The sequence below is a fragment of the Comamonas sp. genome (genome assembly GCF_009360615.1).
In the GTDB taxonomy this organism is placed as follows: domain Bacteria; phylum Pseudomonadota; class Gammaproteobacteria; order Burkholderiales; family Burkholderiaceae_C; genus Comamonas.
Genome location: NZ_SPEY01000061.1, coordinates 1 through 17,531, shown reverse-complemented (window position 1 = coordinate 17,531; position 17,531 = coordinate 1). Strand labels below are relative to the sequence as shown.

The following is a 17,531-nucleotide window of genomic DNA, read 5'->3' as shown; positions in this document are numbered from 1 at the left end:
TTGAAGCGCGATCTCGCCGGCCCACGGTGATCTTTATCGAGCATGGAGACATATGTCCAATCGCACTTCACTCACCCGCAGCCTGGCGGCCCTGGCGCTGGTTTGCGCAGCGGGTGCCGCCCAGGCCCAGGCTTACATCAGCGGCTCCATATCCGGGCAACTGGCACCCGGGGTCTACGGCCAGGTCAACATCGGCAATGCACCCGCGCCACAGCTGCTGTATGCCCAGCCGATGTGGGGCGGTCCGGTGGTGCCACAGGTGCAGCCCATCTATATGTGGGTGCCGCCCGGTCATTCGCGCAACTGGCGCCGCTACTGTGGCCGCTACCATGCCTGCGGTCAGCCCGTCTACTTCCTTCGTAACCCGCCACCCCATTGGCGTGCAGCCCCGCCGCCACATTACCGCCACGAGCGACGCGACTGGCATGACGAGCGCCGCGACCACGGGCACTGGGACCGAGGCGATCGCGACGACCGGCGTGGCTGGGACAGGCATGATCGCGACGACCGCGGACGTGGTCATGGTCATGGCCGCGGGCATGGACGCCATGGCGACTAAATTAGGGGTTAACCACTAAATTTACTGTTGCTAATGCGCAGCAATGGAGGCTGGGTGCTATTGAAAAAATAGCGCCCGGCCTTTTTGCATTATCAGGATAAGGCTTTGTTTGTAGGTATTTATACGTGATATGAGCGAGCACTTTGCTATGCTTTGACGGCATAGCTGCTAGCAGGGTGCTTGCCTAGTGGGAGTCCTCCAGGCTGCCGACAATAGGCTTATTCGTTTTGACTGGATGGTTGCCCTTGCGCAAGCCCCGTCGAGCGTCCCGGTCCAGTCGGCTCACCGAGCCCGCAGCGTGAGGGAGTGGCTCGCAAAGCCTGGATGGCGGGGGCGGATCAAGGCGGCCACCGCATCCATTTCAGGAGTCTTCCGGCATGAGCGCAGCACTCAAGGGCATTTCTTCCATGGCAACCCGCCAGGTTCTCGCCGATCTGGCAGCCGCCTGGCAGGCCCAGGGCGGCGAGCCGGTGCATATCGAATCCGTGGGCGGTGTGGATGCCGCGCAGCGCGTGCAGTCCGGCGCGGAGTCCTTCGATGTGGTCTTCCTGGCCTCCAACGCCATCGACAAGCTGCAGGCCGCCGGCCGGGTGGTGGCGGGCAGCAAGGTGGATCTGGTGCTCTCCAGCACCGCCGTGGCCGTGCCTTCTGGGGCAGACCTGCCCGATATCGGCTCCGAAGAGTCCGTGCGCGCTGCCGTGCTGGCCGCGCCCAGCATCGGTTATTCCACCGGTCCCAGCGGTGTGGCGCTGCAGAAGCTGTTCGAGCGCTGGGGAATCGCCGACCAGATCCAGTCCCGCATCGTGCAGGCCAGGCCCGGTATCCCCGTAGGCACCATGATCGCTTCGGGGGAGGTGGCGCTGGGCTTTCAGCAACTGAGCGAGCTGATCCATGTCGAGGGCATCCGCATCGTGGGCGGCCTGCCTGCCGCGATTGCCATCGATACCGTTTTTTCTGCCGGCGTGGTGGCGGGTTCGGCCCATGTGGACGCCGTGCAGCGCCTGCTGGCCTTCATGGCCTCGCCGGCGGCAGCAGCGGCCAAGCGCCGCCAGGGCATGGAGCCCGCTTGAATTGATTCGTGCCCAGGCGGGGGCCTGGTCACTGCACCCCATCCAGCAAAAGGGCAGTCATAGCCCTTTCGTGACGGACGTACCAGATGCCTTCGAGGCTTTGGCGCCAGCCGCGAGACAGGAGATAGAGGCGACAAAGAGAGGCAACTGAGATTCCAAATATGACTTCGCAAACTAGCAAACAGAACACCGACCCGACGGTCGTCAACGTGCAGACCGTGCTCAACCAGAGCCCGTTCTCGGGCTTTCAGTGGGGGATTTTCTTCCTCTGTTTTCTGATTGTTCTGCTCGATGGCTTTGATACCGCCGCCATCGGCTTCATCGCACCTTCGCTGCTGGGCGAATGGGGCATCGACAAGTCCCATCTGGGGCCAGTGCTGAGCGCCGCCCTGTTCGGCCTGGCGTTCGGCGCACTGGGCGCGGGGCCGCTGGCGGATCGCGTGGGCCGCAAGACCGTGCTGATCATCGCTTCGGTGGTGATGGGCGGTGCCTCGATTGCTTCCGGCCTGGTGCACGACCTGCAAGGCCTGACCATCTGGCGCTTCATCACCGGCCTGGGTCTGGGCGCTGCCATGCCCAATGCGATCACGCTGATGAATGAATACTGCCCTGACAGCAAGCGTTCCTTCATCACCAACTGCATGTTCTGCGGCTTCCCCATCGGCTCGGCCTTCGGCGGCTTTATCGCGGCCTGGATGATTCCGCATTTCGGCTGGCGCAGCCTGCTGATCGTGGGCGGCGTGGTGCCCCTGATCCTGGCCGTGCTGATGATCGTGATGTTGCCCGAGTCCGTGCGCTTCATGGTGCTCAAGAACTACTCGGCCGACCGCGTTCGCAAGGTGATGGTGCGCATCGCCGCCGGCACCCGCAATGCCGCGCGTTTCGTGCTCAACGACGGCGGCGAGGCGGCTGCCCAGGCGCAGCAGGGCCCACAGGGTCTGCGTCTGGTGTTCTCGCAGAAATATCTGATCGGCACGCTGGCCCTGTGGGTGACCTATTTCATGGGCCTGGTGATCGTCTACGGCCTGGTCAACTGGATGCCTGTGCTGTTCAAGGAGGCGGGCGTGCCTCCCAGCCAGGCAGCCGTGATTGCCGCGCTGTTCCAGCTCGGCGGCGTGGGCGCGATCTTTGTCGGCCTGCTGATGGACCGCTGGAATGCCAATCTGATCATCGCGACGGGCTACTTCCTGACCAGTCTGGGCGTGGCGTTCATCGGCCAGGTGCTCGGCGGTGGCGTGGGCATGCTGGTGGCTTCGGTTTTCATCGCCGGTTTGCTGATGAATGCGGCACAGTCGTCCATGCAGGCGCTGGCTGCCGAGTACTACCCCACGGAATGCCGCGCCAGCGGCGTGTCCTGGATGCTGGGCATCGGCCGCTTCGGCGGCATTGCCGGCTCTTTCCTGGTGGCCGAGCTGTCGCGCCGTCACCTGGAGCTGCCGCAGGTCTTCATGGTGGTGGCCATCCCCGGTGTGATCGCCGCGCTGGCGCTGCTGGTCAAGAACCGCTATGCCGGTGGAGCGCCCCGCACCTCCATGCTGGGCCTGGGCGGCGCGCACTGAACCTGTTGATTGACGAATTTTTTTGAACGGAGCTTGAAGATGATCATTGACGTACACGGTCACTACACCACGGCACCTGCGGCCCTGGGCGCATGGCGCGATCTGCAGATCGCCGGCCTCAAGGACCCGAGCAAGACCCCGTCGGTGGCCGATCTGAAGATCAGCGACGATGAAATCCGCGAGACCATCGAAACCAACCAGCTGCGCCTGATGAAGGAGCGTGGTTCCGATCTGACCATCTTCAGCCCCCGTGCCTCGTTCATGGCGCACCACATCGGTGACTTCCAGACCTCCAGCACCTGGGCCGCCATCTGCAACGAGCTGTGCTTTCGCGTCAGCGAGCTGTTCCCCGACCACTTCATCCCCGCCGCCATGCTGCCCCAGTCGCCCGGCGTGGACCCTGCAACCTGCATCCCAGAGCTGGTCAAGTGCGTGGAGCAGTACGGCAACGTCGGCATCAACCTGAACCCCGACCCCTCGGGCGGCCACTGGACTTCGCCCCCGCTGTCCGACAAGAGCTGGTACCCCATCTACGAGAAGATGGTGGAGTACGACATCCCCGCGATGATCCACGTCTCCACCAGCTGCAACAGCTGCTTCCACACCACGGGCAGCCACTATCTGAATGCCGACACCACGGCTTTCATGCAGTGCCTGACTTCGGATCTGTTCAAGGACTTCCCGACCCTGAAGTTCCTGATTCCCCATGGCGGCGGCGCCGTGCCTTACCACTGGGGCCGCTTCCGCGGTCTGGCGCAGGAGATGAAGAAGCCGCTGCTGGAAGAGCATCTGCTCAACAACATCTACTTCGACACCTGCGTCTACCACCAGCCCGGCATCAATCTGCTGACGGAAGTGATTCCGACCAAGAACATCCTGTTCGCCAGCGAAATGATCGGTGCCGTGCGCGGCATCGATCCGCAGACCGGTCACTACTACGACGACACCAAGCGCTACATCGAAGCCACGCAGAACCTGACGGCCGATGAAAAGCACGCCGTGTACGAAGGCAACGCCCGCCGCGTGTTCACGCGTCTGGACAAGGCGCTGAAGGCCAAGGGTCTGTAACTTCTCAGAAAAGAGAGCTGCTAGCGCCTGATGTGAAAAGGTTTCACTAATAGATCTCTACGCATCTGCTTGACTGCAAGCGATGTCAGCTCACTTTTCTAATCAATCACGTCAAAGCAAAGAGGTATTTCCATGTACGAACTGGGAGTTGTCTACCGCAATATCCAGCGCGCCGACCGCGCTGCTGCTGACGGCCTGGCCGCCCTGGGCTCCGCCACCGTGCACGAGGCCATGGGCCGCGTCGGCCTGCTCAAGCCCTATATGCGCCCCATCTATGCCGGCAAGCAGGTCTCGGGCACGGCCGTCACGGTGCTGCTGCAGCCCGGCGACAACTGGATGATGCATGTGGCGGCCGAGCAGATTCAGCCCGGCGACATCGTGGTCGCTGCCGTCACCGCCGAGTGCTCCGACGGCTACTTCGGTGACCTGCTGGCCACCAGCTTCCAGGCGCGCGGCGCACGCGCGCTGATCATCGATGCCGGCGTGCGTGACGTGAAGACGCTGCAGGAGATGGACTTTCCGGTCTGGAGCAAGGCCATCTCTTCCAAGGGCACGATCAAGGCCACCCTGGGCTCGGTCAACATCCCCATCGTCTGCGCCGGCATGCTGGTCACGCCCGGTGACGTGATCGTGGCCGACGACGACGGCGTGGTCTGCGTGCCCGCCGCGCGTGCCGTGGAAGTGCTGGCCGCTGCCCAGAAGCGCGAAAGCTTCGAAGGCGAAAAGCGCGCCAAGCTGGCCTCGGGCGTCCTGGGCCTGGATATGTACAAGATGCGCGAGCCCCTGGAAAAGGCCGGCCTGAAATATATTGACTAACACCCCCTGAGTCGCTTCGCTTAGGCGGCCCCGCGCCGTCCCCCTCTCTCGCTTTGTTTCGCAATGCGGGGGGGGGGGCGATGCCCTCGCTGCGAGGCGGCTCTTGCTTGGCATCTCTGAGTTGTGCGGCGCCAGTATTGGCGGCTATGGCCCACTCACAGACTATCGAGGAAAAGACAAATGAGCCAATTTGAAAAGACCCCCGGCTGGCTGGACTGGTATGCCAACCCCAGCAAGCCCCAGTTCAAGCTGCCTGCCGGCGCTGTGGATGCGCACTGCCACGTGTTCGGCCCCGGCAACGAGTTCCCCTTTGCCCCCGAGCGCAAGTACACGCCCTGCGACGCCAGCAAGACCCAGCTGTTTGCGCTGCGCGACCACCTGGGTTTTGCACGCAATGTGGTGGTGCAGGCCACCTGCCACGGTGCGGACAACCGCGCCATGGTCGATGCCTGCAAGTCCTCGGGCGGCAAGGCCCGTGGCGTGGCCACGGTCAAGCGCTCCATCAGCGATGCAGAACTGCAGGAGCTGCATGACGCCGGTGTGCGCGGCGTGCGCTTCAACTTCGTCAAGCGTCTGGTGGACTTCACGCCCAAGGACGAGCTGATGGAGATCGCCGGGCGCATCGCCAAGCTGGGCTGGCATGTGGTGATCTATTTCGAAGCCGTGGACCTGCCCGAGCTGTGGGACTTCTTCACCGCGCTGCCCACCACCGTGGTGGTCGACCACATGGGGCGGCCCGACGTCAGCAAGGGCGTGGACAGCGAAGAGTTCGCCCTGTTCCTGAAGTTCATGCGCGAGCACCAGAACGTGTGGAGCAAGGTGTCCTGCCCCGAGCGCCTGTCCGTCACCGGCCCCAAGGCGCTTCATGGTGAGCAGAACGCCTACCAGGACGTGGTGCCTTTCGCGCGCCGCGTGGTCGAGGAATTCCCTGATCGCGTGCTCTGGGGCACGGACTGGCCGCACCCCAACCTGAAGGACCACATGCCCGACGACGGCCTGCTGGTGGACTTCATTCCGCATATCGCGCCCACCGCGCAGCTGCAGCAAAAGCTGCTGGTGGACAACCCCATGCGTCTGTACTGGCCCGAAGAGGCCTGACGGAGTTCCGGCGATACATACACCCGGAAACAGGCCGCAGCCTTGTCGCATGGGCTGCGCCATCCGTAACGAGGAGAATTTATGGCTTTGGAAAAACCGTATCTGGACGTGCCCGGCACCATCATTTTCGATGCCGAACAGTCCCGCAAGGGCTATTGGCTCAACCAGTTCTGCATGAGCCTGATGAAGGCCGAGAACCGCGAGCGCTTCCGTGCCGACGAGCGCGCCTATCTCGACGAGTGGGCGATGACCGAGGAGCAGAAGCAGGCCGTGCTGGCGCGCGACCTGAACTGGTGCATGCGCACCGGCGGCAACATCTACTTCCTGGCCAAGATCGGCGCCACCGACGGCAAGAGCTTCCAGCAGATGGCGGGCTCCATGACCGGAATGACCGAAGAGGAATACCGCGCCATGATGATGGGCGGAGGTCGCTCTGCCGAAGGCAACCGCTACGTGGGAGAGGACGGCGACGCACAGGCGCACCGCCAGCCACAAGGCAGTGCTCGCAGCGCAGGCAACCAGAACCAGGAAGGCAAGTAAGACATGGCACGCATCACCGCATCCGTTTTCACCTCGCACGTGCCTGCCATCGGCGCCGCCATGGACATGGGCAAGACCCAGGAAGCCTACTGGGCGCCCCTGTTCAAGGGCTATGACTTCTCGCGCCAGTGGATGAAGGACAACAAGCCCGACGTGATCTTCCTGGTCTACAACGACCACGCCACGGCCTTCAGCCTGGACTGCATTCCCACCTTCGCCATCGGCACGGCTGCGGAATTCCAGCCCGCCGACGAAGGCTGGGGCCCGCGTCCCGTGCCCAAGGTGGTCGGCCATCCCGACCTGGCCAGCCACATTGCCCAGTCCGTCATTCAGCAGGACTTCGACCTGACCATTGTCAACAAGATGGACGTGGACCACGGTCTCACGGTGCCGCTGTCGCTGATGTGCGGCGAGCAGGACCCGAAGACCGGCTCCTGGCCCTGCCCGGTGATTCCCTTCGCCGTGAACGTGGTGCAGTACCCCGTGCCCACCGGCCAGCGCTGCTTCAACCTGGGCCGCGCCATCCGCAAGGCGGTGGAGAGCTACGACCAGGACATCAACGTGCATATCTGGGGCACGGGCGGCATGAGCCACCAGCTGCAGGGCGCGCGCGCGGGCCTGATCAACAAGGAATGGGACAACCGTTTCCTGGACCTGCTGATCGAGAATCCGCACGGTCTGGCGCAGATGCCGCATATCGACTATGTGCGCGAAGCCGGCTCGGAAGGCATCGAGCTGGTGATGTGGCTGATTGCGCGCGGCGCCATGTCCGATGTGGACGGCCCCGCACCGCTGCCCAAGGTGGCGCACCGCTTCTACCATGTGCCCGCATCGAACACCGCGGTGGGCCATCTGATCCTCGAGAATCAGTGAACGTTTCACCACGTTCGCTGCTTCGCGTATTCACTGCCCTCCTGTGGGGGGCTTCGCCTCCTTGAGGCGGCTCTACGGAGATCCCAATCATGAGCAAGACCATCAAAGTAGCGCTGGCTGGCGCGGGTGCCTTCGGCATCAAGCACCTGGACGGCATCAAGAACATCGACGGCGTGGAAGTCGTCTCCCTGGTCGGTCGCCGCTTTGACCAGACCAAGGAAGTGGCCGACAAATACGGCATCGCACATGTGGCAACCGATCTGGCTGAAAGCCTGGCGCTGCCCGAAGTCGATGCCGTGATCCTGTGCACGCCCACGCAGATGCACGCCGAGCAGGCCATCGCCTGCATGAAGGCCGGCAAGCACGTGCAGGTCGAGATCCCTCTGGCCGACGCACTGAAGGACGCGCAGGAAGTGGCCGAGCTGCAAAAGCAGACCGGCCTGGTGGCCATGGTGGGCCACACCCGCCGCTTCAACCCCAGCCACCAGTGGGTGCACAAGAAGATCGAAGCCGGCGAGTTCAACATCCAGCAGATGGATGTGCAAACCTACTTCTTCCGCCGCACCAATATGAATGCGCTGGGCCAGGCCCGCAGCTGGACCGACCACCTGCTGTGGCACCATGCCGCCCACACAGTGGACCTGTTCGCCTACCAGGCCGGCAGCCCCATCGTCAAGGCCAACGCCGTGCAAGGCCCGATCCACAAGGATCTGGGCATCGCCATGGACATGAGCATCCAGCTCAAGGCCGCCAACGGCGCGATCTGCACGCTGAGCCTGTCGTTCAACAACGACGGCCCTCTGGGTACCTTCTTCCGCTACATCGGCGACACCGGTACCTACCTGGCCCGTTACGACGATCTGTACAACGGCAAGGACGAGAAGATCGATGTGTCCCAGGTCGACGTGTCCATGAACGGCATCGAGCTGCAGGACCGTGAGTTCTTCGCCGCCATCCGGGAAGGCCGCGAACCCAACTCCAGCGTGCAGCAGGTGTTCAACTGCTACAAGGTCCTGCACGAGCTGGAGCAGCAGCTGAACGCGGACTGATTGGTTGGCGGTTCTGCGCACGCTTGCCCGCAGCCGGCGGCTGCGGGCGCCTGTCCCATTCCGCCCAGTCTCTGTCGCGGCGCAAGGCGATCGGTGTCGGGAGCCTGTCTGGCCGGATCTGCCCCTATGCCGTGCTCTCCCGCCGTGAACGATGGCGCAGTCGACTCGGGGATTGGCCAAACCAGCGCTGGCACGCTCGGGTGAGCACGGCCTGGTCTGAATACCCCAGCAATTGCGCAATATGGCCCAGGCTCAGGTCAGGCTGCGCCAGCAATTGGGCCACCCAGTCCCGGCGCGCGGTATCGCGCAGTTCCTCGAAGGCTGCGCCTTCCGCTTGCAGGCGTCGCTGCAGGGTACGCGGGTGCTGGCCAAGGGCGCGAGCCACCGAGGGCAGGTCGGCCATGCCCACACGAACCAGATTCGCGAGCGCGCCGCGAACCTGGTCGGTCACGCTGGTTTCTCCGCCCGGCCTTGCTCCCAGCAGGAAACGTTCGACAAACTGCTGAAGCAGCCGGTTGTGTCGAGGCATGGGCTGACGCCACGCCAGCGGGTCGATGGCAATGCCGTCAAAGCGGGAGCGAAAGCGCGGCAACTGACCCAGGTGCCGTCGGTATTGGGCGCTGCTGCCCACGGGGGCATGGCGCAGATGGATGGCCGCTGGGCGCAATGCGCCTTCGGACAGCACATGGATCAGGCGGCACATATAGGCCACGCAGATTTCCGTGCCCTGGGGCATGGGGTCGTGGGGGCTCAGGTGCGAAAGCACTTCCACGCATTCCAGCCCTTCGTCGGGCTCCATGAAAGTTCTGTAGCTCAAGGTGGGGTTGTGGAAGCGGACATACTTGCCGCCCTGCATCATGCCCTCGCGGATGGTGGGAGCTGACTGTATGACCAGCCCCAGCAGGCCCAGAGTTTCCACACCCTGCCGGGCGCACAGGCGCAGCCCGAAATCATGCACGCCCAGCACGCGGGCGGCTTCTTCTATGGCCAGGGCCACGGCATGGCCGGGCAGGTAGCGCTCGGGGTCGGCCAGGTCCTCAGGCACCAGGCCGCAGGCGCTGAGGAGGGCGGCAGGGTCGCCGCCCTGCGCGCGCACCAGGTCTTCAAAGCCCGCGAGCGAGGCGGCGCGGACACGGGTCATGACGGCGGAATCAGCGGGCTTGGCAGGCATCGGGGTATGTACTGCATGTCGTTCAACATCAAAATCCTGTCGCGCAAACACAAGTTGTGCCAGAGGGGTAGGCCTAGCATGGCTGCGTGACAGACATGGTTGACGCAAGCCGGTCCGGGCTGGAGATTCACCTCAAGGCCGCGCTCGCTGCATTCCTGTCGGCTCGCGCCCCAGCAGACAAGCAGGAGACACCCGGCATGGCACAGCATTTCGACGTTCTCATCATCGGTGCCGGTATTTCCGGCATCGGTGCGGCCCGCCACCTGCGTGAGCAGTTCGCGGATCGCAGCCTGGCCATCTTCGAAGCCATGGACGGCTTCGGCGGCACCTGGTGGACGCACCGCTACCCGGGTGCGCGCTCGGACAGCGACCTGTTCACCTACGGTTACGGCTTCAAGCCCTGGACGGGCAATGCCATTGCCACGGCGGACGAGATTCGCCGCTACCTGGCAGACACCATCGAGGAGAACAATCTGGCCCCGCTGATCCGCTACGGTCACAAGGTGCAGTCCGCCTGCTGGTCGTCCGAGGACAGGCGCTGGACACTGCAAGTCACCCAGAGCGGCTCGGACGAGGTGCAGACCTTCACCACCGGTTTTCTCTGGGTCTGCGCGGGCTATTACGACCACGGCCAGGGCTATACGCCCGAGTGGCCTACGCTCAAGGACTTCAAGGGGCAGGTCATTCATCCGCAGCACTGGCCGCAGGCGCTGGATTGCACGGGCAAGCGCATCGTGGTCATAGGCTCGGGAGCCACGGCGGCCACGCTGATTCCCAGCCTTGCGCCGGTCGCCGGTCATGTGACCATGCTGCAGCGATCGCCCACCTTCTTCATGCCCTCGTCCGAGCACCCGCTGGTGCCGCTGCTCAAGCCTTTGAACCTGCCCGAGGACTGGTACCACGAGATCATGCGCCGTGCCTTCATCGCGCGCACCGACGAGATCGTGCAAACCTCCAGGCAGCACCCCGAGGCGATGCGCGCCTTTCTGCTTGGCGAGATCCGTTCGCACCTGCCCGAGGGCTTCGACATCGACAGGCACTTCAACCCAGGCTACCGCCCCTGGCAGCAGCGCATTGCCGTGGTGCCCAACGGCGACTTCTTCCAGGCCATGCGCGAGGGAAAGGCCTCGGTGGTGACGGACACCATAGAAAACTTCGACGCCGGCGGCATCCAGCTGGCCAGCGGAGCGCATCTGGACGCCGACATCATCGTTACGGCCACGGGCTTCAATCTCATGCGGTTCGGCGGCATTGCTTTCAGCGTGGATGGCGCTGCGGTGGATTTTCGCGAGCGTATCGCCTACCGGGGCGTGATGATCGAGGGCATGCCCAATATGGCCTACACCCAGGGCTACTTCCGCTCCAGCTGGACGCTGCGCTGCGATCTGGTGTGCGAATGGGTGTGCCGGCTGCTTGCCCATATGCACGAGCATGGCCATGCCGAGGTGCGTCCCACCGTCCCCGCAGCCGATGCCGGCATGCGGCGCCTGTCGTGGATCGAGGCCGACAACTTCAACGCCGGCTATGTGCTGCGTGCACGCGATGCCATGTTCGGCCAGGGTGACCGCCACCCCTGGAGGCACGACATGGAGTACGCCGAAGAGCGCGTGGTTCTGTCTGCTGCATCGCTGCAGGACGATGCCTTGGCCTATCGCTAGGCCCGTCCCCCGTATCCCTTGCCTCGATCTTTATTACGACAGGAGACTTCACCCATGGCTCTCGATCCCCATCTGGCCGGTGTGCTGCAGACGCTGGCCGCTGCCAACAGGAAATCCACCGCCGAAGGCACACCCGAAGAGGGCCGTGCCGGCTATCTGGCGCTGACCCGTGGCTCGCTCACGCCCGAGCAGATCGTGCCCGTGGGCAACGTGCAGGACATGACCGTGCCCGGCGGTGCAGGCCCTGTGGCAGCGCGCTTTTACACGCCCGAAGGCGCAGGGCCTTTTCCCACCGTGGCCTATTTTCACGGCGGAGGCTATGTCATCGGCAACCTGGACACGCATGACAATATCTGCCGCGAGATCTGCCGTGACGCGCAGGCCGTGGTGGTGTCGGTGGACTATCGGCTGGCCCCCGAGCACCCCTTCCCCGCAGGCATAGAGGACGCCGTGGCCGCCGCCCGCTGGGTGGTCGCCAATGCGCCTGAGCTGGGGGGCAGCGCCACCGTGGCCGTGGCCGGCGATAGCGCTGGCGGCAACTTCTGCGCCGTGGTGGCGCAGCAGCTGCGCGATGCGGGCATTTCCCTGGCTGCCCAATTCCTCATCTACCCCGCGGTAGACCACGCCGCCGCCGAGTACGCCAGCGCCGAGCAGAACGCCAGGGGCTATTTCCTGGAAGCCGAGACCATGGCCTGGTTCTACCGCCATTACGCCGGCGCCTGCCCCGATGCGCTGGACCCGCGACTGGCACCGCTGCAGGCCAGGAGCCTGGCAAACCTGCCACCCGCCGTGATCGTGAATGCCGAGTTCGATCCGCTGCGCGATCAGGGCGCGGCCTACGCCGAGGCGCTGCGTGCTGCGGGCGGTCAGGCCGAGCTGATTGAAGGTGCAGGCATGATCCATGGCTTCTTCGACATGGGCCGCTGGTCGCCAGGCGCGCAGGCCATCATCACGCACAGCATCGAGCGCTTTGCCGCGCTGCTCCGGGCGTCCGCCCTCTGAGCAAACCAAGGAGACATCGCGGGAATGAAGCCTTTGTGATGGGCAAGGTGTCTCAGACCACAGGAGAGAGGCCCAGGCATCTTCGCATTGCCGCTCAACGCCCCAATCCCGCGCGAGCCCAGGCAAAGACAGTCCGTGCCGAATCTGGATTCAGTCGTGGGCAGGGCGATAACCCATGAATGCACAGGTGCATTGTTCTTCCTGAAGCTCTAACCCGTCCAGGCCTTGCGCTGGAGTGCTCTGAAGCACAGTGCCCGGTTGCGCGTCGCAGCGATCCGACATGGTCGATTGCGGTATTTCAAGTGCCCGGGCCCCGGGTGCTCGGACGGTGCAAGCGGGCGCCTATACGCCTGTACGCCTGTGCCTGGCGCTGCAGCGGGTCGGTGCCGGATCTGGATGTGCACACCGCGGGGCTTGGCATCATCGACGCACGAAACCGAGCGCGGCTGCTGGAATAATGGTGCCCCGGCATAGATAGCGGCCTGCGCCCGCGCTTGGCCCGGTTCAAGGCCCTGGATGCATAAGGAAAGATAATGGAAAACCGCAAAATCGGCCCATTCAGCGTCGCCAATGTGGCGCTGGGCTGCATGAATTTCTGCCATGCCTACGGCAATCCCGTCTCCACCGAGCAGTCGCATGCCGTGCTGCATGCGGCCCTGGATGCGGGCGTGACCCTGTTCGACACTGCCGCTCTCTACGGCTTTGGCGCCAGCGAATCGCTGATCGGTCCCGTGCTCAAGCCCCATCGCAACCACATCACTCTGGCCAGCAAGTGCGGCATGGCCGGCGTGCGCGGCGAAGACGGCGTGATGCGCCGCGTCATCGACGGTCGTCCCAGGACGTTGCGCCAGAACTGCGAAGACAGCCTCAAGCGCCTGGGCACCGATGTGATCGATCTCTACTACCTGCATCGCTGGGACAGGAACGTGCCCATCGAAGAGTCGGTGGGCGAGATGGCGCGCCTGAAGGAAGAGGGCAAGATTCGCGCCCTGGGTCTGTCGGAGGTCGGCACCGATGCGCTGCGCCGCGCGCACCAGGAGCATCCGATTGCCGCGCTGCAAAGCGAATATTCGCTGTGGTCGCGCAATGCGGAGCTCGGAACGCTCGCCGCCTGCAAGGAGCTGGGCATTGCCTATGTGGCCTTCAGTCCCATGGGCCGAGCCTTCTTCAGCGGCAAGCTGCAGCAGGTGGACAACCTGGTCAAGGGAGATATCCGAGCCTCCATGCCGCGCTTTGCCGGCGAGGCCTACGCGCAGAATCTGCGCCTGCTCATCCCCATGCAGGCCGTGGCGGACAAGGCCGGCTGCACGCTGGCCGAGCTGGCCATCGCCTGGGTGCTGCACCAGGGCGAGCATGTGATTGCCTTGCCCGGCACCACCAGCGTGGAGCATCTGCACGAAGACATTCGCGGCGGCCGCGTCCATCTCGACGCCGGGCTGCTGGCCGAGCTCGATGACATCTTCAAGCCCGAAGCCATTGCCGGCGACCGCTATGCGCTGCAAGGCCAGGGCGAGGTCGATACCGAGAAGTTCGCGTTTGAACAGCGCCCCGCCTGAGGCGGATGGCTGATCGCTCTGGTGGCTCAGGCGGGCAGGGCGTGCAGCGGAATGTCCCTGTCCTGCGCCAGCTGCATCAGCTGCGCGCAGTTGCGCGCGGCCAGAAACCGGGCCACGCCCTGATGGATCTCGGGCTTGCGCATGTCGGTGGGGTGGCTGAAGAGCAGGTCTGCGGCTTCGCACAGGCGCTGGGCAAAGTGAGGCTCCAGCGCGGCCACGGCCACGATGCCGTCGGCACACGGGTAGATGCGGTAGCCCGCATGGGCGCCGCCGACATCGCCCACGGGCTGGGTCAGGCCCCAGTGCCAGGGCAGGGCCAGCCATTGCGCGGCCTGGGCCAGGCCGACCTCGCGCAGGATGCCACGCCCGCTGCGGCCGCTGACGAGCACGGCCTGGAGCACGGCCTCGCTGGCCATCAGCGCTCCCGCCATATCGGCAAACAGGCTGGGGGGCAGGGCGGTGCTGTGCACCAGTCCGGCTTCGGCCTGATAGGTGAGATCGTGGCCGGGGACATCGGCCAGCTCGCCCGCACTGCCGACCACGCGCACCAGCGACAGTCGGGGGTAGCGCTGCTGCAGGGCTTCCCAGCCCAGGCCCAGCTTGCTCAGGGCAGAAGGGCGGAACGAGGTCAACAGCACATCGGTTTGTGCCAGCTGGGCGTGCAGGCTGGCCTGACCTTCGGCGGTCTTGAGATCGGCCTGCAGGGTTTGCACCTTGTCATGCATCTGCGCGTAGGCATCGGGACAGTAGAGGCCCATGGGGTCGGCGCTGCGGTCTGCGCCGGGGGCCAGAGGCTCGAGCTTGCGGCAGTCGGCTCCCATGCCGGCGCAGCGCCACAGAGCGGCGGGGCCGGGCAGGTTGAGGGCCAGGCTGAGGATGCGAGTTCCTTGCAGGGGTTGAATGGCGGAGCTGGGCATGAGGCGGATATTCCTTGTCTGGACTTGTGCAGGCCTGGGGGCGCCGGTATGGTTTCCGTTTGCTGGAAGCGAAGCCCATCGGGCAATGGCCGTTGTAGTGCAAGTCGGGCCCCGACCCTGGCACTTTCAGGACAGTCTGTTGCGGTGGCGATGCTTTCGGGCACTGTTGCGCTGTGGCAAGCTTGCCCTGTCCGTAAAAAAGCGCCTCTTGGAGGTGCGTTCGATTGACCGAGATGCGTAGACGTACGCTTTTGTCCCTGGGCGCAGCCTCCGTGCTGGCCGCCGGCGGGGGCTGGAAGGCTTTTTCCATGAACTCCACTTCTTCCCTGTTGCCCGAGCAGCTGCTGCAGCAGCTCAAGCCGTCGCCGCGCATGCCGGTGATGTTCCTGGGGCACGGAAGCCCCATGAATGTGATCGAGGACACGCACTGGCGCCAGAGCTGGAAGGCCCTGGGCCAGGAGCTGACGGCCCGAGGCGTTGCTCCGCAGCTGATTCTCTGCGTTTCCGCCCACTGGCTGACCGAGTCCGACTGGGCATTGACCGGCATGGCCCAGCCGCGCACGATTCATGACTTCGGCGGCTTTCCGCAAGAGCTGTTCGATCAGCAATATCCCGCTCCCGGTGCGCCCGAGGTGGCAAGGCAACTGGCCGCCGAACTGCAGTCGCCGCTGGACGGCTCGGCGCTGCTGGTGGACCAGAAGTGGGGTTTTGATCACGGCACCTGGTCGGTGCTGCTGCCCATGTTCCCCGAGGCCCGCATTCCCGTCATGCAGCTGAGCATGCCCTATGGACTGGCACCCGAGAAGCATTTCGAGATGGGCCGCCAGCTGCGTGCGCTGCGCGACCGCGGCGTGCTGATCGTGGGCAGCGGCAATATCGTGCACAACCTGCGTGCCATGCAGCGCAGTGCCAGCGACAACCAGGCCTATGACTGGACGATACAGTTCGATACCGAAGTCCAGCAGCGACTGGACAGCGGCAATCTGGCCGATCTGAGCACCTTTCTGGAATGGGGCCCCCAGGCCCGTCTGGCCCATCCCACGCACGACCACTATCTGCCCCTGCTGTATGCGGCAGGGGCCGTGCAGGAGGGCGAAGCGCCGCGTGTGTTCAACACGGCCTACCAGTATGCGGCGCTGTCCATGCGCTCGGCCATCTGGGGATTGAGCACCTGATAAATATTTTGATAGCTAGCTGCGTTTGATAAACAAGGTTTTCGGATGATTTTTAATCTGAAAACAATACGTGAAGAGCGCTGGAAGCTATCAAATATTCTGCAGACATTGACGCCACCCTAAAAAAAGAGCAACGGACTTTCATCCGTTGCTCTTTGGCTTTCAGGGGGGGCAGGCCCCGAATCGTGGACTCAGATCACGGCGGCGATGGCCTTGCAGACGTAATCGATGTTCTTGCTGTTGAGCGCCGCCACGCACATGCGGCCGGTGTCGGTGCCGTACACGCCGAATTCGGAGCGCAGACGCACCATCTGATCCTTGGACAGGCCGGAGTACGAGAACATGCCGATCTGGGTGGTGATGAAGGACATGTCCTGGGTCACGCCGGCGGCCTTCAGGCCGTCGACCAGCTTCTGGCGCATGGCCTTGATGCGTACGCGCATCTCACCCAGCTCCTTCTCCCACAGAGCGCGCAGCTCGGGGTTGTTCAGCACCGCTGCCACCACGGCACCGCCATGGGTGGGCGGGTTGGAGTAGTTGGTGCGGATGACGATCTTCAGCTGCGACAGCACGCGAGCGGCCTCGTCCTTGTCGGATGCCACCACGGACAGGGCGCCCACGCGTTCGCCGTACAGGCTGAAGCTCTTGGAGAAGGAGGTCGAGACAAAGATGTTCAGGCCTGCGGCCACGAACTTGCCGATCACGGCGCCGTCTTCGGCGATGCCGTGGCCAAAGCCCTGGTAGGCCATGTCCAGGAACGCGACCAGGCCCTTGGCCTTGACGACGGCAATCACTTCATCCCACTGGGCGGCAGTGATGTCGTAGCCGGTGGGGTTGTGGCAGCAAGCGTGCAGCACGACCACGGTACCGGCAGCGGCCGCATTCAGGTCGGCCAGCATGCCGGCGAAGTCGATGGAGCGGGTCGCTGCATCGTAGTAGGCATAGGTGCCGACTTCGAAACCTGCGTTGGTGAAGATGGCCTTGTGGTTTTCCCAGCTGGGGTTGGAGATCAGGACCTTGGCGTTGGGGTTGAGCTTCTTCAGGAAGTCGGCGCCGATCTTCAGGCCGCCGGTGCCACCAATGGCCTGCACGGTGGCCACGCGACCGGACTTGACCACCTCGGACTCGGCACCGAACACCAGGGCCTTGACGCCGTTGTCATAGGCGGCAATGCCGTCGATGGGCAGGTAGCCACGGGCGGTGGGCTTTTCCATCATGGCCTTCTCGGCGGCCTGCACGCACTCCAGCAAGGGCAGCTTGCCGTTGTCGTCGAAGTACACGCCCACGCCCAGATTCACTTTGTTGGGGTTTGCGTCAGCAGCAAATTGCTCGTTCAGACCCAGGATGGGGTCGCGGGGGGCCATTTCGACGGCGGTAAACAGAGACATGAAAAAATCCTTGAGGGATGGAAATAAGTCAG

General features: G+C 64.1%; 16 protein-coding genes. 13 read left to right on the top strand and 3 right to left on the bottom strand.

What is annotated here, in order from left to right:
- Positions 1-52 precede the first annotated feature (52 nt).
- The 9 genes from E2583_RS16605 to E2583_RS16565 all read left to right on the top strand — a co-directional run bounded on the left by E2583_RS16605 (position 53) and on the right by E2583_RS16565 (position 8,632).
- On the top strand, positions 53-559 hold the full coding sequence (locus E2583_RS16605) for a hypothetical protein (RefSeq protein ID WP_291597324.1): 507 nt from the start codon (positions 53-55) through the stop codon (positions 557-559).
- A gap of 377 nt (positions 560-936) precedes the next feature.
- The gene (locus E2583_RS16600) at positions 937-1,629 is read left to right on the top strand and encodes a substrate-binding domain-containing protein (protein WP_291597323.1); all 693 of its coding nucleotides are present in this window, start codon (positions 937-939) and stop codon (positions 1,627-1,629) included.
- Between the two features lie 161 nt (positions 1,630-1,790).
- Positions 1,791-3,188 (top strand): MFS transporter, encoded by a 1,398-nt coding sequence (locus E2583_RS16595; RefSeq protein ID WP_291597322.1) that lies wholly within the window; start codon positions 1,791-1,793, stop codon positions 3,186-3,188.
- 39 nt (positions 3,189-3,227) lie between these two features.
- Entirely contained in the window at positions 3,228-4,256 is a 1,029-nt protein-coding gene (locus E2583_RS16590; RefSeq protein WP_003067554.1) for an amidohydrolase family protein, read from the top strand.
- Positions 4,257-4,388: 132 nt separating this feature from the next.
- Positions 4,389-5,072: a 4-carboxy-4-hydroxy-2-oxoadipate aldolase/oxaloacetate decarboxylase gene (ligK, locus tag E2583_RS16585; RefSeq protein WP_003075867.1), complete on the top strand. Its 684-nt coding sequence runs from the start codon at positions 4,389-4,391 to the stop codon at positions 5,070-5,072.
- Between the two features lie 180 nt (positions 5,073-5,252).
- A complete protein-coding gene (locus E2583_RS16580; protein WP_291597321.1) occupies positions 5,253-6,170 on the top strand; it encodes an amidohydrolase family protein in 918 nt (305 codons plus the stop codon).
- 81 nt (positions 6,171-6,251) lie between these two features.
- The gene (ligA, locus tag E2583_RS16575; RefSeq protein WP_291597320.1) at positions 6,252-6,710 is read left to right on the top strand and encodes a protocatechuate 4,5-dioxygenase subunit alpha; all 459 of its coding nucleotides are present in this window, start codon (positions 6,252-6,254) and stop codon (positions 6,708-6,710) included.
- A gap of 3 nt (positions 6,711-6,713) precedes the next feature.
- Positions 6,714-7,583, top strand: coding sequence for a class III extradiol dioxygenase subunit beta (locus tag E2583_RS16570; protein ID WP_291597319.1), 870 nt, complete (start codon positions 6,714-6,716; stop codon positions 7,581-7,583).
- Positions 7,584-7,672: 89 nt separating this feature from the next.
- On the top strand, positions 7,673-8,632 hold the full coding sequence (locus E2583_RS16565) for a Gfo/Idh/MocA family oxidoreductase (protein ID WP_291597318.1): 960 nt from the start codon (positions 7,673-7,675) through the stop codon (positions 8,630-8,632).
- Between the two features lie 124 nt (positions 8,633-8,756).
- On the opposite strand, the gene E2583_RS16560 is transcribed toward E2583_RS16565, so the two are convergent.
- The gene (locus E2583_RS16560; protein WP_291597317.1) at positions 8,757-9,773 is read right to left on the bottom strand and encodes an AraC family transcriptional regulator; all 1,017 of its coding nucleotides are present in this window, start codon (positions 9,771-9,773) and stop codon (positions 8,757-8,759) included.
- A gap of 227 nt (positions 9,774-10,000) precedes the next feature.
- On the opposite strand from E2583_RS16560, the gene E2583_RS16555 reads away from it, so the two are divergent.
- The 3 genes from E2583_RS16555 to E2583_RS16545 all read left to right on the top strand — a co-directional run bounded on the left by E2583_RS16555 (position 10,001) and on the right by E2583_RS16545 (position 14,019).
- Positions 10,001-11,461, top strand: a complete 1,461-nt coding sequence (locus tag E2583_RS16555; protein ID WP_367158600.1) for a flavin-containing monooxygenase — start codon at positions 10,001-10,003, stop codon at positions 11,459-11,461.
- 54 nt (positions 11,462-11,515) lie between these two features.
- Entirely contained in the window at positions 11,516-12,463 is a 948-nt protein-coding gene (locus tag E2583_RS16550) for an alpha/beta hydrolase (protein WP_291597316.1), read from the top strand.
- 533 nt (positions 12,464-12,996) lie between these two features.
- Positions 12,997-14,019 (top strand): aldo/keto reductase, encoded by a 1,023-nt coding sequence (locus tag E2583_RS16545; RefSeq protein WP_291597315.1) that lies wholly within the window; start codon positions 12,997-12,999, stop codon positions 14,017-14,019.
- Between the two features lie 26 nt (positions 14,020-14,045).
- Here the strand turns inward: E2583_RS16545 and E2583_RS16540 are convergent, their stop codons facing one another.
- On the bottom strand, positions 14,046-14,936 hold the full coding sequence (locus tag E2583_RS16540) for a CoA transferase (protein WP_291597314.1): 891 nt from the start codon (positions 14,934-14,936) through the stop codon (positions 14,046-14,048).
- Between the two features lie 251 nt (positions 14,937-15,187).
- Here E2583_RS16540 and ygiD point away from each other — a divergent pair, with 251 nt between their 5' ends.
- Complete coding sequence (gene ygiD, locus E2583_RS16535) at positions 15,188-16,111, top strand: 4,5-DOPA dioxygenase extradiol (RefSeq protein WP_291597358.1); 924 nt, start codon at positions 15,188-15,190, stop codon at positions 16,109-16,111.
- A 191-nt stretch (positions 16,112-16,302) separates the two neighbouring features.
- On the opposite strand, the gene E2583_RS16530 is transcribed toward ygiD, so the two are convergent.
- Positions 16,303-17,499: an amino acid aminotransferase gene (locus tag E2583_RS16530; protein ID WP_291597313.1), complete on the bottom strand. Its 1,197-nt coding sequence runs from the start codon at positions 17,497-17,499 to the stop codon at positions 16,303-16,305.
- Positions 17,500-17,531 lie beyond the last annotated feature (32 nt).